This window comes from Corynebacterium sp. Marseille-P8863 (assembly GCF_946902955.1).
GTDB classification, from domain to species: Bacteria; Actinomycetota; Actinomycetes; order Mycobacteriales; family Mycobacteriaceae; genus Corynebacterium; species Corynebacterium gottingense.
Genome location: NZ_CAMPQC010000003.1, coordinates 88,609 through 106,184, shown reverse-complemented (window position 1 = coordinate 106,184; position 17,576 = coordinate 88,609). Strand labels below are relative to the sequence as shown.

The 17,576-nt window shown below is 66.8% G+C and carries 14 protein-coding genes; 6 read left to right on the top strand and 8 right to left on the bottom strand.

Annotation, left to right across the window (positions count from 1 at the left end):
* Positions 1–43: 43 nt before the first annotated feature.
* From OVO38_RS02770 to OVO38_RS02745, 6 genes are all read right to left on the bottom strand, one after another.
* Positions 44–796 carry a spermidine synthase gene (locus tag OVO38_RS02770; protein ID WP_267207717.1) on the bottom strand — a complete coding sequence of 251 codons (753 nt, stop codon included), beginning with the start codon at positions 794–796 and terminating at the stop codon, positions 44–46.
* Between the two features lie 26 nt (positions 797–822).
* Positions 823–2,805 carry a bifunctional metallophosphatase/5'-nucleotidase gene (locus tag OVO38_RS02765; RefSeq protein ID WP_267207716.1) on the bottom strand — a complete coding sequence of 661 codons (1,983 nt, stop codon included), beginning with the start codon at positions 2,803–2,805 and terminating at the stop codon, positions 823–825.
* A 156-nt stretch (positions 2,806–2,961) separates the two neighbouring features.
* Positions 2,962–4,098 (bottom strand): hypothetical protein, encoded by a 1,137-nt coding sequence (locus OVO38_RS02760; RefSeq protein WP_267207715.1) that lies wholly within the window; start codon positions 4,096–4,098, stop codon positions 2,962–2,964.
* A gap of 51 nt (positions 4,099–4,149) precedes the next feature.
* The gene (locus OVO38_RS02755) at positions 4,150–4,680 is read right to left on the bottom strand and encodes a DUF1707 SHOCT-like domain-containing protein (protein ID WP_244288057.1); all 531 of its coding nucleotides are present in this window, start codon (positions 4,678–4,680) and stop codon (positions 4,150–4,152) included.
* A gap of 87 nt (positions 4,681–4,767) precedes the next feature.
* Positions 4,768–5,301 carry a DUF1707 SHOCT-like domain-containing protein gene (locus OVO38_RS02750; protein WP_267207714.1) on the bottom strand — a complete coding sequence of 178 codons (534 nt, stop codon included), beginning with the start codon at positions 5,299–5,301 and terminating at the stop codon, positions 4,768–4,770.
* Between the two features lie 143 nt (positions 5,302–5,444).
* Complete coding sequence (locus OVO38_RS02745; protein ID WP_267207713.1) at positions 5,445–6,887, bottom strand: DHA2 family efflux MFS transporter permease subunit; 1,443 nt, start codon at positions 6,885–6,887, stop codon at positions 5,445–5,447.
* A gap of 41 nt (positions 6,888–6,928) precedes the next feature.
* On the opposite strand from OVO38_RS02745, the gene OVO38_RS02740 reads away from it, so the two are divergent.
* The 3 genes from OVO38_RS02740 to OVO38_RS02730 are packed head-to-tail and all read left to right on the top strand — an operon-like array spanning position 6,929 to position 9,513.
* Positions 6,929–7,666, top strand: a complete 738-nt coding sequence (locus OVO38_RS02740; RefSeq protein ID WP_267207712.1) for a DUF429 domain-containing protein — start codon at positions 6,929–6,931, stop codon at positions 7,664–7,666.
* A 34-nt stretch (positions 7,667–7,700) separates the two neighbouring features.
* Positions 7,701–8,462: a MerR family transcriptional regulator gene (locus tag OVO38_RS02735; RefSeq protein ID WP_095545684.1), complete on the top strand. Its 762-nt coding sequence runs from the start codon at positions 7,701–7,703 to the stop codon at positions 8,460–8,462.
* A 25-nt stretch (positions 8,463–8,487) separates the two neighbouring features.
* Complete coding sequence (locus tag OVO38_RS02730) at positions 8,488–9,513, top strand: Dyp-type peroxidase (protein WP_095545683.1); 1,026 nt, start codon at positions 8,488–8,490, stop codon at positions 9,511–9,513.
* Between the two features lie 24 nt (positions 9,514–9,537).
* Here OVO38_RS02730 and OVO38_RS02725 read toward each other — a convergent pair whose 3' ends face one another.
* Positions 9,538–11,007, bottom strand: coding sequence for a DUF4185 domain-containing protein (locus tag OVO38_RS02725; protein ID WP_240511659.1), 1,470 nt, complete (start codon positions 11,005–11,007; stop codon positions 9,538–9,540).
* 166 nt (positions 11,008–11,173) lie between these two features.
* On the opposite strand from OVO38_RS02725, the gene fdnG reads away from it, so the two are divergent.
* Genes fdnG through nrfD form a run of 3 tightly spaced genes read left to right on the top strand, consistent with a single transcriptional unit; the run spans position 11,174 to position 16,567 of the window.
* Positions 11,174–14,443, top strand: coding sequence for a formate dehydrogenase-N subunit alpha (gene fdnG, locus OVO38_RS02720; RefSeq protein ID WP_267207711.1), 3,270 nt, complete (start codon positions 11,174–11,176; stop codon positions 14,441–14,443).
* Positions 14,444–14,488: 45 nt separating this feature from the next.
* Positions 14,489–15,475: a 4Fe-4S dicluster domain-containing protein gene (locus tag OVO38_RS02715; RefSeq protein WP_267207710.1), complete on the top strand. Its 987-nt coding sequence runs from the start codon at positions 14,489–14,491 to the stop codon at positions 15,473–15,475.
* A complete protein-coding gene (gene nrfD / locus OVO38_RS02710; RefSeq protein ID WP_095535139.1) occupies positions 15,476–16,567 on the top strand; it encodes an NrfD/PsrC family molybdoenzyme membrane anchor subunit in 1,092 nt (363 codons plus the stop codon).
* Here nrfD and selD read toward each other — a convergent pair whose 3' ends face one another.
* Entirely contained in the window at positions 16,568–17,560 is a 993-nt protein-coding gene (gene selD, locus OVO38_RS02705; protein WP_267207709.1) for a selenide, water dikinase SelD, read from the bottom strand.
* Positions 17,561–17,576 lie beyond the last annotated feature (16 nt).

Here is a 17,576-nt window from a genome sequence, read left to right as displayed (position 1 = left end):
TTGGCCTCCTGTCGCTTCGCTTCGGGAACTCGCAACACTGTAATCAGTCGCGGAGTGGGGCGCACTCGTTGACGTCGATAAGCAAGGCCCCGTCGAGCGCAATGCTGCTTGTCGACGCCCCCACGACCACATTCCCGTACCCCCGACCCTCGGAGCGGGCGGCGGTGTGGCCGAAGACGAGTTCCAGGCCGGCGAGCTCGGCGCGGGTGCGCGGCAGCCCCTCCGTGTCGCCGATGTTGGCCATGAACAGACCGCCAGGGCGCAGCGCGCGCCGCGCGGCGGTGAAGAACTCGACGGTGGTCAGCGCGCGGGGCGTGTCCGGCCCCGCGAAGACGTCGCGGACGATCACGTCGACGGAGCCGGGCGCAAGCGCGTGCGTGAACGCCCGGGCTTCTGCAACCGCGAGCTGTACCGGCGGGTCGAACGCCCAGCGCACGAGGTCGGCGAGTGCGCTGTCCAGTTCGACGGCAACGTTGGTGGAATCCGGGTAGCGCTGTTGGAGATACGATGCGAACGTGCAGCCCGCGGCGCCGAGGTGCACGGCGGTGAACGGGCGCGGGAGGTGGCCGGCCGCCTCGTGCGCGCTGATGAGCTGGGCGAACCAGCGAATGTAGTCGTACTCCAGCACCTCGGGCGCGCCGGGGACTACGTAGGAAGACGGGACGTTGTTGACCTCGAGGGTGTAGCCACCGTCGCGGGACGGGTCCGCCACGATCGCGGCGGTGCCCGTGTCGATGGAATAGGTGCCGGTGATGTGCCGTTTCTCGGCGCGCGGCTTACCGCGGCCCATGCGCATCACCGGCAGTCATGAGCGGAGTGGCCTTAACGCTTGGCAATCGGTCCGAGCACCTGGTCGACCTGCTGTGGCAGAAGCAGCGCGATGAGGCTGCCCAGGCCCGCGAGGCCGGCGAGCGCAACCGGCAGGATCCAGGCGAGGTCCGCGGCGGAGCTCCCTGCGGGGGCTGGGGTGCCCGGCTCGTCGGCGTCCTGCGCCGGTGCGACCTCGACCGGGACGGTCGCGTCGGTGCCCGCGTCGGTGGTGACGTGCAGTTCCTGGGTACCGGACATGTCGGCCGGGACGTCGAGAGCCACGGTCGCCTTGCCCTTTTCATTCATCCCCTCCGGGCCGTAGGCCGGGTCGATGTCTGCGGTTGCCGTCGCATCACCGAGCGACACGGTGACCTGCTTCGCGGTCTCGCCAAGTGTGTACTGCAGCGAGGAGAGGTTGATCGTCGCGGGCGTGCCCGCGGTCAGCGGGGCGTCCAGGTGCACGCCGACGTTGGACTGGCCGCCGCGCGGGGCCTTCGCCTTGCCTGCCCCGAGCGCCTCGACGAGGGCGTTGAGGTCCAAGTAGCCCAGGCTGGCCGGTGCGGTGCCGCGAGTGAACGCCTCAAAGTGGTCGCCGCCGCCCAGGATGAAGGTGGAGCCGGCGATGACGTACTTCTTCGCCGGGTCGATCGGCGCGCCATCGACGGTGACCGAGGTGATGCGCGAGCCCTGCGGCGCCTCCGGATCGTAGGTGTAGGTGACGTTGTCGGACACACCGAGCGCGGCGAACGGCATGGAGTCGCCGTCGCGCCACTGCTGCTCGAGCGCGTCGACGAAGTCCTTGCCGGTGATCTCCACGTAGGTGTTCTCGCCGCCGAACGGCTGGACTGCGAAGGCGTCGGCGTAGGTCACGTCGCCCTGCTCCAGGTCCGAGCGCACGCCGCCCGCGTTCATCACACCGATGTCGGGGGTGATCGCGGAGTTCTGGTCCACACCCCAGCGGGTGATCTCCGCGACGAAGTTGTTCAGTTGGGATTCCACGCCCACGGAGGAGCCGGATTCCTTGCCCTCCTTCGCGCCGCGGTAGAAATCCGTGCCCGCGTTGCCCACGATGCGCTCGCCCTCCGCGCCAGCTTTCTCCTCGGCCTGCTGCATGATGGCGTCGACCTCCGGTTCGGGGGTGTCGCAGGCGCGGATAGCGTCGGCGTCGAGAAGCTCTGCGTGCTTGACGGTCGCCTTCTTGGTCGCGCGATCGAAGGAAAGATCGACGTTGGCCAGGTGCTTGCCGTACTCGCCGGCCTGGATAACCACGGGACTGGTCTGACCAGGCTCGATGACCTGGTGGGTGTGGCCGAGGAACGCGAGGTCGACGTCTTTGCTGAAGTCGTCCGGCCCGAGGTTGCCCTCGTGCACGAGCGCGACGACAACGTCTGCCTCGCCGGAGTCCTTCAGCTTTTTCGCCAGCGCGTTGGTGGTCTCGACCGGGTTATCCCAGGTAATGCCCTTGATGTTGTCGGGGGAGACCAAGTTCGGCATGTCGTCGGTCACGGTACCCACGAAGGCGACCTTCACGCCGTCGAGCTCCTCGACCGTGTAGTCCTTGACGCCGTCGATGGTGTGGGCGTTCGCGCCCAGGTAGTCAAAGTCGGCCTGCTTGACCACGCGCTCCTCGACGTCCGATGCGCCGTGGTCAAACTCGTGGTTACCAATCGCGGAGACTTTTAGCCCCATGAGATTGAGCAGGTCCAGCGTCGGCTGGTCATCCAGCAGCATCGACTCGAAGGGAGAGGCGCCGATGTTGTCGCCCGCGGAGGTGAAGATGTGGGTCTTGCCTTCGGCGACCTTGTCCACGGAGCACTTCAGCGCCGCCGCGCCGGGCACCTTGTCGGTGGGCTTCCAATAACCGTGGAAGTCGGTGATGTTGGAGATGGTGAACTCTGCGGTGTCATCGGCAGCGAGCGCAGCGGGCGCCAGCGAGACGGCGAGCGCGGCGGCTGTGGTGGTGGCGAGGAGTTGGACGTTGCGGCGGAAGCGCACGGGTCGGGCCTTTCTGACGAACTGGTGGGAGCAGCACAAAACGCTGCCATAAAACTTAGAAAGCCTTGCTTTCCGCAGGGTGACATGCCGGTAAATTTCGGGTGACCGTTAGGGGCTTGGTGCTTCTCGACGCCCCGCTGCCCCCACCCGTATGTCCTAGAGTTCAGTGACCTCGTAGTCTGCTCCTTCGGGGGTGAACCTGAGTGAGCCGAGTGGGTAGCTCACGTCACTTGGCCACGACAACGTGCTGGGATCGAGCGAAACTTTCACGCGCTTGCCCACGTACTGTGCCCACTCAGTGCCGGCATCGCTACTCCCTGAGGAGGTGATCTCCGAATACCCCAACCGCAAGTACTCCGTAGTCTGCGTCACCGGCCCCCGCGACCCACCCTTGCTTGCCGAGATGTCCTGTGGGCCATCGAAGTGCAGCACCCAGTACTTACTGCCGGATTCAGGCGCCGACGGATCATCAGCGCCAGCTTGGGCCAGTGCTTCCTCGATGGTGAGCTCCTCGACGGTGCCCACGAACTCACCTTCGCCGAGAACCTCGTCATCCGCGGGAGCCTCATCCTGCGCACCTTCTGCCGGGGCTGCTGCTGCAGGTGCCCCCTGCTGCAGCGCCGACGGATCAGTCGTCGAGGTCCATGTGACCTGCTGGTACTTCTCCGGGATGGCATCGATGTGGGCTTCCTCTGGGGCACCAACCTTGGTCAACGTGTCGCCGTCGACGGAGTAGAGCTGGAAGTTCGCATCCGGTTGGGTGGAGTAGTGGTCCTCCTGGTAGAGGCCGTTTTGCGACGCGGACGCGAACACCGCAGCGCGGCTGCCGCCAGCGGAGCGCACCCCGTCCAACAACACCGGCGACGAGGGGCGGGCCTTGCCCTCCTCATCCAGGTGAAAGACCAACACGGGCGCGAACTCGCGCGAGTCCTTCTTCAGCAGCAACTCGGGCGTCCCGTCGCCGGTTGCTTCGATCAGGGCGTAGCTGTACTCGCCCGTGGGCTCTACCAGCGCGTCGGTGTCAAACGCGTAATCGTCCGGGTGCGCGATGACGTTCTCGTACTCGCTCTTCCAATCGCCCTCGCCGGACTGCTGTGAAGAGCTGGGCTCCTTCGCCCACTCGGGGAAGTCCGCGGGGTCGACCTCGGACCCGTCCGGGTTCACAAAGGTCGTGGACTTCACCACTACGGTCTCGCGCTCCCCGTCGCCGGAGCTACAGGCGGTGAGGGAGACGGCGGTGAGCACAGCAACGAGAAGTGCGCTCGTGGAGGCAGGAAGGCGTCGAAAGTTCACACGCCACAGTGTACAAGCAGCCTGTACACATGTCGGTGCGTTGAGGGGAGTCTACTTGCCCAGTTCCTTGCGGCGCTCGTAGGCGATGCGGAGTCGCTCCGCCCGCTCCGACTTATCCTTCTTCTCTATCTCTTCGAGCACGTCGTACTCTTCATCGGAGATTCCGGCGATGGTGTAAACCGCGAGTGCCGCAATGGCCGCGACCGGCCAGGCGACCCAGGCCAGCGACACGTGGAAGGCGAACTGCAGCAGGAAAAACACGGCCGCACCGCAGCTGACGATGGCGCCTGCAGCAATATCGCAGTTGCGCTTCACCTTCAGCTTCCGCTCCAGTTCAGCCTCGCGCGCTGCGTTCACCGCGGGGGAATCGTCGCGCTGCTTGAGGTCGCTGCCGCTGGTGGGGTCCGGGAGGTCGGTGAAAAGCGCAGCGAGCTCACCGCGAGTGGTTGCGGACGCGGCGCGGGCGGTGCGGGCGTCGAACTCGGCGACGTCGAGGTAGCCGTCGGCGAAGTGCTCGCCGAGGCGATCGAGGGCGGAGGTACGCTCTGGGTCGCCGATACGCATCTCAGGACTCTCGGCCACTGGGACATCCTTTCGTTCGGGAACTGCTTCCGACACCCTAACTTAAGGCGTGATCGCCGCCCACCGCGCCTTATCGAGGCAGTCTCCCTAGAGGCCGAGTTTTTGCTGGCGATCGTATGCGATGCGGAGCCTCTCGGCCTTTTCCGTGTTTACCAGCTGCTGCAACTCTCCGACGAGCGCTTCTTCCTCTCGAGTGCGGCCAGCGAATGCCACAATTGCAATGCACGCGAGGCCGATGATTGGCCACGACAGCCAGGCGAAACTTATGCCGAACCCGAACTTGAGCAGGAAAAACAATGCGGTACCGAGGCCGAATGTAAGGCAAAGGGCGGAGTCCCGATTTTCCCGGCGGAACAGCTTGTTCTCCAATTCCCTCTCGCGGGAAAACGCGGTCAGGGACCTGGCCCGTTTCAGTTCCTTGAGCTCCTCCTGGGGCGGCGGTGAAGGGAGGTCGCTGAAAATGCCGTCAAGCTCTCCTCGGGTGGTAGCGGCTGCAACACGCTGAGCCCGCTCATCAAACTCGTCGACGCTGAGGTGGCCGTCGGTGAAATGGATGCTCAACCGGGACAGGGCGCAGGATCGCTCGCGGTCGCCAACGCGAATGCTGGGATGTTCGGTCATGGTGTTTCGTTCCGTTGCGGTGCGGTGTGCATCTCGGGGTGGAGACTAGCGGGAGGGGTGAACATCAGGACCGACATTCCACCAATGATTCGTACGAGCGTGCGAACGTGGGGTGGTCGGATGCGACAGCAGCCGGAGGGCGCCTAGTCGTTCCAGCTCTTCGTTCGTGCGAAGAAGCAGGCCATCACGGCACCCAGCAGCGAGACTGCGGCCGGGAGGAGCAGCGAGTGTGACATGGCGAGTGCGAACGGGGCGTGGAGCGCCTCCGGCATCCCGCTGCTGGCACCGGCGCCGTCGACGGAAGCCTCGCCCGCGCCGGGGCCGAGCTGGGCGTTGAGCTGCGCGTCCATGAGCGCGGCGATCGCGGCGGAGCCAATGACGGCGCCCACCTGGCGCAGCGTGTTGTACACGCTGGAGCCGGCGCCGGCGAGCGCGGGCTCGAGGTTGCGCGTGGCAATCATGGACAGCGGTCCCCACACCATCGAGTTCGCCACGCCGTTGAGCACGGAGATGGCGAGCAGCCAGTACGGGCTGTTCGTGGGGTCGGCGATCCAGGCGGTCATCGCCACCGAAAGGCCCAACATGGTCAGGCCCGCGATGGCGAATGGCTTGGGCTGGTGCGTGTTGGTGAGCTTGCCAATCCAGGGCGACAGCACGCCCGAGACCAGCCCCGCGGGCACGAGGAGGAGCGCGGCGCGGGTGGGGGAGAAGCCCTGGACGGACTGGATGTAGATCATCCACGGGATCATGTACGTCGACACGGTAAAGCCCACCGTGGCGATCGTGACCGCGGAGAGCGAGAAGTTGCGGTCCGCAAAGAGGGCGAGGGGCACAAGTGCGTCGCGACGAGTGCGCGACTGCCACGCAACGAACGTACCGAGCAGGACCAGGCCGCCGGCGATGAGACCGAGCGCGCGCCAGTCCCAGTTGAAGCGCTCACCCTCCTGGATACCCAGGATGAGGCAGAACATGCCCGCTGCGCTCAGCACCACGCCGAGCCAGTCGAGGCTGCGGGAGGTGAGCTCGAGGCGCGGGACGTAGATCCACGCGAGCACCAGGCCGATCACGCCGATGGGGACGTTGACAAAGAAGATCCAGGGCCAGCCGGAAGCGTCGACAAGCAGCCCGCCCAACAGCGGGCCGACGATGGTGGCGACACCCGCGGTCGCGCCCCAGACACCCATGGCGCTGCCGCGCTCGCGGGGGCTGAAGGTACGGATCATCACCGCCATCGTCTGCGGGGTGACCATTGCGCCGCCGAGGCCTTGGAAGACGCGGGCGACGATGAGCGCCTCGATTGTGTCGGCCAGTCCGCACGCCAGCGAGGACAGCGTGAAGAGGGTGAGGCCGGAGATGTAGAGGGCGCGGGGGCCGAAGCGGTCGCCAAGCCTGCCGGTGATCAGCAGCGGCACCGCGTATGCGAGCAGATACGCGCTGTTGACCCAGATCACCGAGCTGTAGCTCGCGCCGAGCCCGGCGGTGATCGCGGGGATCGCTACGGAAACGATGGTCGAATCGACCAGGATCATGAAAAAGCCCAGCATCATGGACCACAATGCGGGCCAGGGGGATCGTTGTTGCGTCACCTCGGACACTCTACCCCGCGGCGCGCAATATGCTTTCTCGCATGAACCGCACCTTCTCCGGCATTGACCTCGCCGCCGACCCGGCCAAGACCGGCACCGCAACCATCCAGGAAACGCCCGCCGGGCTCACGCTTATCGACGCCACCGCCTCCGCCACCGACGCCACCCTCATCGCACTCGTGACCGGCGCCGAGCTCACCGGCGTGGACGTGCCCGTCGGATGGCCGCGCGCGTTTCGGGAGTTCGTGAGTGCGCACGCGGACCAGCGCATGGCTGCCGCGGCGACCTACGGCCCGGACGAGCGCCGCCGCTTGGTCAACCGCTTCACCGACCTAGAGGTGCGCCGCAACGCCGGGGTGACCCCGCTGCCGGTGGCCGCCGAGCGCATCGCGCACCCGGCGCTGCGCTGGGCCGGCGTGGAGTCGCGGTTGCGCGCGGCGGGCGCCAACGTGGACCGCGCCGGGCGCGGCCGGGTCGCCGAGGTCTATCCGGCGGCTGCGCTGAAGCAGTGGGGGCTGCGCCACCGCGGGTACAAGGGCGCGGACGTCGCGGGGCGCGGTGCTCGCGAGGAGATTGCGGCGGGACTCACCGAGCGCTTCGAGCTGGACTGGGGTGGGATGCAGCGCCGTGCCGTCGAGAATGCGGACTGCCTCGACGCGGTCATTGCCGCGCTCGTCGCGCGAGAGGTGCGTGCCGGGCGTTGCATAGCACCGCCGTCTGACCAGGCGGAACTCGTCGCGGAAGAGGGCTGGGTCTGGGTGCCGCGCCCGTCCGCTTGACCTTGTCCCTACGGCAACCTGTTCACTGATCACCATGACCGCAACCACCATCGGAGAGGCCGCCGAGATCCTCGGCGTCACGCCGAAAGCTCTGCGCCACTGGGAGGCGCTCGGACTCATACAGCCGGAGCGCACCAGCACCGGCTACCGCCTATACCACGCATCCGACCTCGAGCGGGGCGCCGCGATTGCCCTCTACCAGGGAATCGGGGTCCCACTCGCACAGGTCGCAGCGCTTCTCGACGCCTCCCCGTCCCACCTCGCACGCGCCCTTAGCGCCCACCGCGAGGCCCTGGTGCACCAGCGCGACTCCCTCGAGGCGCAGCTGGACGCGGTCGAGACATTGATCCGCAAACACAAGAAAGGAACGCTCAGCATGTCTGACATGAAGCACTATTTCGGCGAGGAGTTCGCCGCCCACCAGGAGGAGGCGCAGCAGCGCTGGGGCGACACCGCGGAGTGGCAGCAGTCCCAGGACGCGCTGGCCCGCATGGATGCATCGAAGGCGGAACAGCTCAAGCGCGAGCAAGAGGAGCTGGCCGCCGAGCTGGTCGCCGCCCGCGACGCAGGCGTCGAACCTGGCTCGGAGGAGGCAGAACGCATTGTGGCGAAACACCGCGACTCGATCGCGCAGTGGTACGAGGTCACCCCGGCGCGCCAGCTGATCCTCGCCCGCATGTACGTCGGCGACGAGCGCTTCCACAAGCCATTCGACGGAGCCCAGGACTACCTTCTCGAGCTCATCACCACGCACGCCGAGGCCGCGGGCGTGGATCTGGACGCTCCGCAGTGGTAGGCACCCACCGCGTAGGGTAGGGGCCATGAACGAAAAGTACTCAGCAGACGTTTCGCAAACTGTCATCCTTCCCCAGTCCAAGGACGCGATCTTCCTCACCGTCACGCTCAACGAGGGCACCGAGAAGCAGGCGCTCGAGGTCATCACCGGCCTGAAGGGCCTGGTCAACGGCGTTGGGTTCCGCTGGCCCGAGGCACAGCTGAGCGCCGTGGTGGGCATCGGCGCGAACCTGTGGGACCGCCTGTTCACCACCCCGAAGCCGGAGGGCCTGCACCCCTTCCGCGAGCTGCAGGGGGCGAAGCACCACGCGCCGTCCACCCCCGGCGACCTTTTCTTCCACATTCGCGCCGACGAGTACGACGTCGCGTTCGAGCTCGCCCGGCGTATCAACGCGCAGTTGGAGGGCGCGGTGGCCGAGTACGACGAGGTCCACGCGTTCCAGTACCAGGACTTCCGTGACCCGCTCGGTTTTGTCGACGGCACCGAGTCCCCGCGCGGGCAGGCCGGCGTGGAAACCGCGCTGATCAAGGACGGCGACTGGGCCGGCGGTTCCTACATTGTGGCGCAGAAGTACATCCACAACCTCAAGGCGTGGAACGACCTGCCGGTAGAGGAGCAGGAGAAGGTCATCGGTCGCACCAAGCACTCGGACGTGGAGATGGGCGAAGATGTCAAGCCCGCCAACTCCCACGTGGCGCTGAACTCCGTGAAGGACGAAAAGGGCGAGTCGCTAGAGATCGTGCGCAACAACCTGAGCTTCGGCGACGCCATGGGCAACCAGGGCACCTACTTCATGAGCTACGCCAAGGACGTGCGCATCACCGAGCTCATGCTGCGCCGCATGTTCATCGGCGAGCCGGAAGGCAACTACGACCGCATCCTGGACTTCTCCGAGGCGCTCACCGGCGTGAACTTCTTCGCCCCCTCCGCGAAGTTCCTGGAGGAGGCTGCCAGCCACGCCAAGCAGGAGTTCCTCCCGGAGGAGGAGACCCCGGCCGCGCCCCAGCCCGCCACCACGGCCTCTCAGGGCAAGGTCATCTACGGCGAGTAAACCGGGGCGCGTCGCCCGGCGCAGCTAGATGTGCAGGAACTCGCGCAGCTGCGGCGGGAGCGCCCCGCGCCAGTACGGGAAGGACATCGCGGCGAGCGCGGCGATGCCGGCAAGCACGCCGACGATGGTGACGATGCGCTCCGTCTCTTCATCCATGTTGGCGCTCAGGGACGCGCCACCGCCGCCACCATTACCGCGGCCAGTCGGCTCGTCCTTTGCCGGGACTACCTCGCGCAGCGGCGGCAGCTTGCTCGAGTCGATGCCGTAGAACGTGTCCAGCCCGCGCACGTTGAACTGCGTGGACATGTAGCGCTTGTTGGTGTTGGTATTCCACTGCGAGACGACGACGTCCAAGTTGTCGATGGTGGAGCCCGGAACGATGTAGCCGCCGTAGGGCTGCGACCAGTTGGTGGGGGACTGCTTGTCGCTCCAGCTTCCCGCCTTGGCAATGGTGGAGACCGGCACGTCGTTCCAGTCGCGCTCCAGCGTGTCCGAGATGCGCACCTCGATCGCGTCGGTCGCGTCATTGAACATCACCAGCACCCAGTACCCCTGGATGTAGCGCAGGTTCATCTCACCGGCCTGGACGTTCTTGGACAGGATCGGGGCGGCCTCATCGGTCCAGTTGTCCGTGTCCGGGTCGTAGAGCTCCCACTTCGTGCGATCGTCGATGTCCTCGAGCTTGAAGCGGGACAGGTAGACCGGGTCGGCGCGCTTGAAGGAGGAGGAGACGGCGTAGATGTAGCCGTCGTCGCCCTCCTCCCAGCTGATCAGGTCGCCCATGCCGCCCATGTAACTGTTGCCGGTGTAGCCGATCGACGTCCACTCGCGGCCGCGGGACGTGGACTTCCAGATCTGGGTGTTGCTCACGTTGCCGATGCCGTTGTTCCACATCGCCTGCATGTACAGCGTGCCGTCGATATTGATGATGTCCGACGGGATGAGCGTGAGGTTGCCCTCCTGGTAGTAGCTGATCAGCTTTTCCACCTTGCTGCCGCTGTTCATCGGCCGCTGAACAGTAACGAAGCCGTCGCTGTCGGTTTGGGCGATGACGCCGGTGGGGCTCATCCAGGTGCCCTTGCCAAACGCCTTGCCGGTGAAGGAATCGCCGAAGACCATCGCGTACTCGCGGTCATCCAGCGGCGCCATCACGCCGAGGTCGGTCGCGCCCATCCCGATGCCCTCCGTCCAGGGGCCGAGGATGTCGCCCTTGACCTGGACAGTCGTGCCGTTTGGCATCGCCACCGGGCGGGAGGTATTTACGGCCGCCTGGCCGGCAAAGTTCTCGACGTGCAGTTCCGCCGCGGATTCAGGGTCGGAGCTGATCGCATCGCTCGTCTCCTCTGCATTGTCCAGGGTATCCAAGAAGTCAGCCGGGCCTTCAAGCTGAATCTTCTGCGCCTGGGCTGCCTGCGGGGCGGCGACTGAGGAGAGGGCGATGGAACTGGCGACGGCGGCGCACAGCAGTGCGCGGCGGCGGGAAGAGGAGTGCATGCTGTCTCTGTTCAAACTTGGGGTGAGTAAGGGCACTTATAAGAAGCACAATGAATGTATCAAAGTGGCTGCGATTGCGTAGGGCATTGTGAAACGGGGGTACCACGTGTCTGTGTATCGGGTGTGAAACTCGTCGAAGGCGCGAAACTTGGCTAATCTGAGGGGCATGTCTCGTTTCAGCCCCTTGAACTGGCCGGTGGTGCGCCAGGTGCGGGACGGTGACCTTTTCGCTCGTGGAGCGAATACGGAATCGTCGAAAAGCAAAGACCTGAAGGGCCGCATTGAAGATGCGGACCGGGTGGTCAAGAGCGTGTGCCCGTACTGCGCCGTCGGCTGCGGTCAGCGCGTGTACGTCAAGGATGAGAAAGTCATCCAGATCGAGGGCGACCCGGATTCGCCGCACTCCCGCGGGCGTCTCTGCCCCAAGGGTGCTGCCTCCGAGCAGCTGGTGAACGCGCCGGGGCGCCTCACCGAGATTCTCTACCGCGCCCCCGGTGCCACGGAATGGCAGACGCTGGACCGCGACACCGCGCTGGACATGGTCACCGACCGCTTTATGGAGGCGCGCAAGAACGGGTGGCAGGATTTTGACGAGGAAGGGCGGCCGCTGCGCCGCACCATGGGCATCGCCGGGCTCGGCGGCGCGGCCATGGATAACGAGGAAAACTACCTGATCAAAAAGCTCTGGACCGCCTCTGGCGCGGTGCAGATTGAGAACCAGGCCCGCATATGACACTCGTCCACGGTTCCCAGTTTGGGATCCTCGTTTGGACGCGGCGGCGCAACCCAGCCGCTGCAGGACATGGCCAATGCGGACTGCATTGTGATCCAAGGCTCGAACATGGCCGAGGCACACCCGGTCGGGTTCCAGTGGGTCATTGAGGCGAAGGCGCGCGGTGCCAGGATCATTCACGTTGATCCGCGGTTTACGCGGACGTCGGCAATCGCTCACAAGCACGTGCCCATCCGCGGCGGCTCGGACGTCGTGCTGCTCGGCGCGGTGATCAACTACGTGCTGCAGAACGACCTGTTCTTCCGCGACTACGTCACCGCGTTCACGAACGCCTCGACGCTGATCAGCGAGGAATTCCAGGACACCGAGGACCTCGACGGGCTGTTCTCCGGGTACGACCCGGAGACCGGTGCCTACGACAACGCGACGTGGCAGCCGCAGAAGGCGTGGGATGCGAAGGTGTCGTGGGACAATAAGACGGACCCGACGCTGGAGGACCCCAACACGGTCTTCCAGATTCTCAAGCGCCACTACTCGCGCTACACGCCCGAGGTGGTGGAGCAGGCCTGCGGTATCTCGCAGGAGGACTTCTTCTACCTGGCGGACTCCATCGTGGAAAACTCCGGGCGCGAGCGCACCACCTGCTTCGCGTACGCACTCGGCTGGACCCAGCACACCATGGGCGCGCAGTTCATCCGCACCTGCGCGATCCTGCAGCTGCTCATGGGCAACGTGGGCCGCCCCGGATCCGGCATCATGGCGCTGCGCGGGCACGCCTCCATCCAGGGCTCCACGGACGTGCCCACGCTGTTCCACCTACTGCCCGGCTACCTGCCCATGCCGCAGTCCACGGTGCAGACGTGGGACCAGTACCTCGACGCCGTGTCCAAGCGCGACCAGAAGGGCTTCTGGCAGCAAGGCGAGAACTACGCGGTCTCGCTGATGAAGGCCTACTGGGGCGATGCCGCCACCGAGGACAACAACTGGGGCATGGACCTCATGCCGCGCTTGACGGGCGCGCACTCCACCTACCACACCCTGCAGCTCATGGACCAGGGGCTTATCGACGGCTACTTCGTCTTCGGCCAGAACCCCGCCGTTGCGCAGTCGAACGGGCGGATGCAGCGACTGGCCATGTCCAAGCTCAAGTGGATGGTCGTGCGCGACTTCCAAGAGATCGAGACCGCGACGTTTTGGAAGGACTCGCCCGAGATCAAGTCCGGCGAGCTGGTCACCGAGGAGATCGACACGGAGGTGTTCCTCTTCCCGGCGGCGAACCACGTGGAGAAGGCGGGCACGTTTACCCAGACCCAGCGCCTCCTGCAGTGGCGCTTCAAGGCGAAGGACGCGCCGGGGGATGCGGACAGTGACCTGCAGTTCTTCTACGAGCTGGGGCAGCGCATCAAGGAACGCGTGAAGGACTCGACGGATCCGCGCGACATCCCGCTGCAGCGGATCACGTGGGACTACGAGACGGATGCCGAGGGCGAGATCGATCCCGAGTCCGTGCTGCGCGAGATCAACGGCTACTACATCGACGGCCCGCGCAAGGGCCAGATGGTGGACAAATTCGCAGACCTCAAGGCGGACGGCTCGACGGCGTCCGGCTGCTGGATCTACTGCGGCGTGTTCGCCGGCGACGTGAACCGTTCGGCGAAGAAGCGCCCCGGCCAGGAGCAGGACGAGATGGCCCTGGACTGGGGCTGGGCGTGGCCGATGAACCGCCGCGTGCTGTACAACCGCGCATCGGCGGACGAGGACGGTAAGCCCTGGTCCGAGCGCAAGCGCCTCGCCTGGTGGGATGAAGACGAGGAGCGGTGGGTCTCCAAGGACATCGTGGACTTCCCCGTGGACCGCGCCCCCGGCTATAAGCCGGAGCGCGACGCCGTGGGGCCCGCCGCTATCGCGGGCAACGACGCCTTCATCATGCAAGACGACGGCCGCGCATGGCTCTTCGCGCCCACCGGCATGGTGGACGGCCCGATGCCCACGCACTACGAGCCGCAGGAGTCGCCGTTCCCCAACGTGCTCTACGGCCAGCAGCAGTCGCCGTCGCGCATCGTGATGCGCGGGGAGCACAACCTGTCGGCGCCGAACTACGGCGAGCCGGGCACGGACGTCTACCCGTACATGCTCAACACCTACCGGTTGACCGAGATGTACACCTCCGGCGCGATGACGCGCACGCTGCCGTTTTTGGCGGAGCTGCAGCCGGAGCTGTTCTGCGAGGTCTCGCCGGAGCTGGCGGAGCGCGTCGGGCTGAGCAACGGCGAGTGGGCGACGATCATCTCGCCGCGTAACGCCATCGAGGCGCGCGTCCTGGTCACCGACCGCATCAAGACGCTCACCGTCGGCGACCGCGCGTTTGAGCAGATCGGCATGCCGTTCCACTACGGCCGCGGCAACTACGCTGAGGTGGCTGGCGACGGGCCGAACGACCTGCTGGGCATCATGCTGGACCCGAACGTGAACATCCAGGCCTCCAAGGTCTCGGCCGTGGACATCCGCCCCGGCCGCCGGCCCCGCGGTGCCGCGCGCGTCGAGTTGGTGCGCGAGTACCAGCAGCGCGCCGGCCTGGACGAGAACACGGGCACAGTGCTTCACGACGCCACGTCGCAGGCCGCCGTCCGCCAGGGACAAGGCGACGCCTCGGCAGCCAAGGACGACCCCACGAAGCACAACATGTCGAACCAGGAGGGCTAAGACCAGTTGCAGACGAAAAACCGGATCACAGAATCGCCCTCCAATGTGGGCTACGACGGTGAGCAGCGCAAAGCGTTTTTCACCGACACCTCAATCTGCATCGGCTGCAAGGCCTGCGAGGTGGCCTGCAAGGAGTGGAACCGCAACCCGCAGGACGGCGACTACGCCATGTCGGGCATGTCGTACGACAACACCGGCTCCCTCGGGGCGAACACGTGGCGCCACGTGGCGTTCATCGAACAGAGCGAGGAGCAGATCCAGCAGGCCCGCGAGGAAGGCAAGAAGCTGGTCACACTCGGAATGCCGGGGATGCCGGGTGCATCGGGAGCATCGGGGGAGGGTGACGGTGGCGTCGATAGGCATGAGTCCCAGCTGCCGGACACCCCGGACTTCCGTTGGCTGATGTCCTCGGACGTGTGCAAGCACTGCACCAACGCGGGCTGCCTGGATGTGTGCCCGACGGGCGCGCTGTTCCGCACTGAGCACGGCACCGTGGTGGTGCAGGACGACGTGTGCAACGGCTGCGGAACGTGCGTGGCCGGCTGCCCGTTCGGCGTAATCGAGCGGCGCGCCGACGGCGGAGTGCAAAAGCGCAACGAGCGCGCGAAGGTGGGGGAGGACTTCACGGTCGGCGAGGTCGCGCCAATCAAGAACGTCGGCGTGGCGCAGAAGTGCACGATGTGCTTCGACCGCCAGCAGGTCGGCGAGGGCCCGGCGTGCGCGAAGACGTGCCCGACCAACTCCATCCAGTACGGCACCTACACCGAGATGCTCGCCGCCGCGAAGGCGCGCGTGGCCGAGCTGCACGCCCAGGGCATGACCGAGGCACGCCTCTACGGCGCCAACAGCGACGATGGCGTCGGCGGCACCGGTTCGATCTTCCTGCTTCTCGACGCCCCCGAGGTCTACGGCCTGCCGCCGGACCCCGAGGTGCCCACCGCAAACCTGCCCGAGATGGCCAAGCGGGCCGTCGTCGCGGCCGCGGGGCTCGTCGGCGCCGCCGCGGCGGCATTCGTGATCGGAGGAAAGTAGATGGCAGAGTTCGATTCCTTCCGCCCACCGGAGCCGCCGCGCGGACCGAAGCGACGGGGCGGCTCGACCCGCTACGGCGGCAAGAAGCGGCGGCGCGGCGAGGAGCTCATGGTGCCGCGCGCGGACTTTGAGCAGTACGACTCCTACTACGGGCGGCCGATTGTGAAATTCCCGCCGTGGGAATGGCCGATCGGCGTCTACCTATTCCTGGGCGGCATGGCGGGCGGGTCCTCGCTGCTGGCCGTGGGTGCCGGCGCGACCGGCAACAGGGAGCTGCAGCGCAACACGCGCCTGACCGCGGCGGTTGCCGCGGCGGTGGGATCCGGCTGCCTGGTCATCGACCTCGGGCGCCCCGAGCGCCTGCTCAACATGTTCCGCGTGTTCAAGCTGTCCTCGCCGATGTCGGTGGGGTCCTGGATCCTCGGTGCCTTCTCCGGCGGCGCGATGGTCGCCGCCGCGGCGGAGGCGGACGCGCTCACCGGCGAGCGGGCCCCGCTGCCGGGGCCGACACGGAAGCTCCTGCACGCGCTGGCCACCCCGGCCGGCGTCGCCTCCGGGCTGATGGGCGCGCCACTGGCCGTCTACACCGCGGTGCTGCTTGGTAACACGTCCGTGCCCATGTGGCAGGACGCGCACAAGGAGCTGCCCAACCTGTTCGTCTCCTCGGCGGCGTGCGCGTCCGCGGGTGCTGCGTTGGTGACGACTTCCACCGCGAACAACGGCCCGGCCCGCGCGCTGGCCGGGGTTGGTGCGGTGGCGGACGTGGTGGCGTCGTCAGTGCTCACCCGCAGGCTGACCGAACCGTTGGAAGAGACGGTGGAGCACGGCAAGGCGGGGAAGTTCCTCAAGGCCGCGGAGGCGTTGGTCATCGCCGGCGGGCTCGGGGCGGTGTTCGGTGGGAAGCGCCGCGCGGTCGCGGCGGCGAGCGGTGTCGCGCTGGCGGCGGCGTCGTGCCTGACCCGTTTCGGCATCATTGCCGCGGGCAAGCGCTCCACCGAGGACCCGAAATACGTGGTGGAGCCGCAGCGCGCCAGGTTGCGCGCCCGGCAGGAGGCCGGACAGGTCGGCGACTCCATCACCACCGCGTCCTAGCTAGCGCACGCGCACGCGCCCGGTGCCCTCGGTGGTTTCGCCGATGATGGGGTAGCCGGGCACCTCGCCGATAACCAGGAGGCCGCCGGAGGTCTGCGCGTCGGCGAGCAGGAGCAATTCTTCTTCGTTGATGCCGTCAGCATCTACGTGCGGGCGCACCCAGTCCAGGTTGCGCTGCGAACCGCCCGGGATGAAGCCTTGCGCGAGGGTGTCACGCGCGCCGTCGATAAGCGGCACCTTCGTGTGGTCGATGACCGCGTCGACGCCGGAGGCGCGCGCCATCTTGTACAGGTGGCCGAGTAGGCCAAAGCCGGTGACGTCGGTAGCGGCGCGCACACCGGCGTCGACGGCGGCGCGGGAGGCGTCGCGGTTGAGCGTGGTCATGACCTCGACCGCCTCGTCGAACCACTCGCCGGTGGCCTTGTGGCGGTTGTTCAGCAGGCCCGAGCCGATCGGCTTGGTCAGCGTGATCGGCAGGCCCGGGGCGGCGGCGTCGTTGCGCATCAGGCGTGCGGGGTCGATCGTGCCGGTGGCGGACATGCCGTAGATCGGTTCGGGTGCGGAGATGGAGTGCCCGCCGGTGACAGAGATGCCGGCAGCGCTCGCGCCGTCGAGCCCGCCGTGGAGGACCTCGCGGATGAGCTCCTGCGGCAGGACGTCGCGCGGCCAGCCAAGCAGGTTGATCGCGGTGATGGGGGTGCCGCCCATGGCGTAGACGTCGGAAAGCGCGTTGACCGCGGCGATCTTTCCCCAGGTGTACGCGTCGTCCACGACGGGGGTGAAGAAGTCGGCGGTGGAAATGACGGCAAGGTCGTCGCGCACGCGGATCGCGGAGGCGTCATCGCCGTCGTCCAGGCCGACGATCACGCTGGGGTCGTGCACGCCGACGAGGCCCTTGACGGCGTCTTCCAGCTCGCCGGGCGGGATCTTGCAGGCACAGCCGCCGCCGGCGGCGAATTGGGTGAGGCGAATCTTGGGGTTCGTGGTGCTCATGTGGCCTATGGTAGCG

Bases quoted from the DNA above. Each gene is read 5' to 3' on its own strand.
- nrfD (WP_095535139.1), top strand. From the start codon at position 15,476: ATGGCAGAGTTCGATTCCTTCCGCCCACCGGAGCCGCCGCGCGGACCG.
- OVO38_RS02740 (WP_267207712.1), top strand. From the start codon at position 6,929: ATGAACCGCACCTTCTCCGGCATTGACCTCGCCGCCGACCCGGCCAAG.
- OVO38_RS02770 (WP_267207717.1), bottom strand. From the start codon at position 796: ATGCGCATGGGCCGCGGTAAGCCGCGCGCCGAGAAACGGCACATCACC.
- selD (WP_267207709.1), bottom strand. From the start codon at position 17,560: ATGAGCACCACGAACCCCAAGATTCGCCTCACCCAATTCGCCGCCGGC.
- OVO38_RS02735 (WP_095545684.1), top strand. From the start codon at position 7,701: ATGACCGCAACCACCATCGGAGAGGCCGCCGAGATCCTCGGCGTCACG.
- OVO38_RS02730 (WP_095545683.1), top strand. From the start codon at position 8,488: ATGAACGAAAAGTACTCAGCAGACGTTTCGCAAACTGTCATCCTTCCC.
- OVO38_RS02750 (WP_267207714.1), bottom strand. From the start codon at position 5,301: ATGACCGAACATCCCAGCATTCGCGTTGGCGACCGCGAGCGATCCTGC.
- OVO38_RS02725 (WP_240511659.1), bottom strand. From the start codon at position 11,007: ATGCACTCCTCTTCCCGCCGCCGCGCACTGCTGTGCGCCGCCGTCGCC.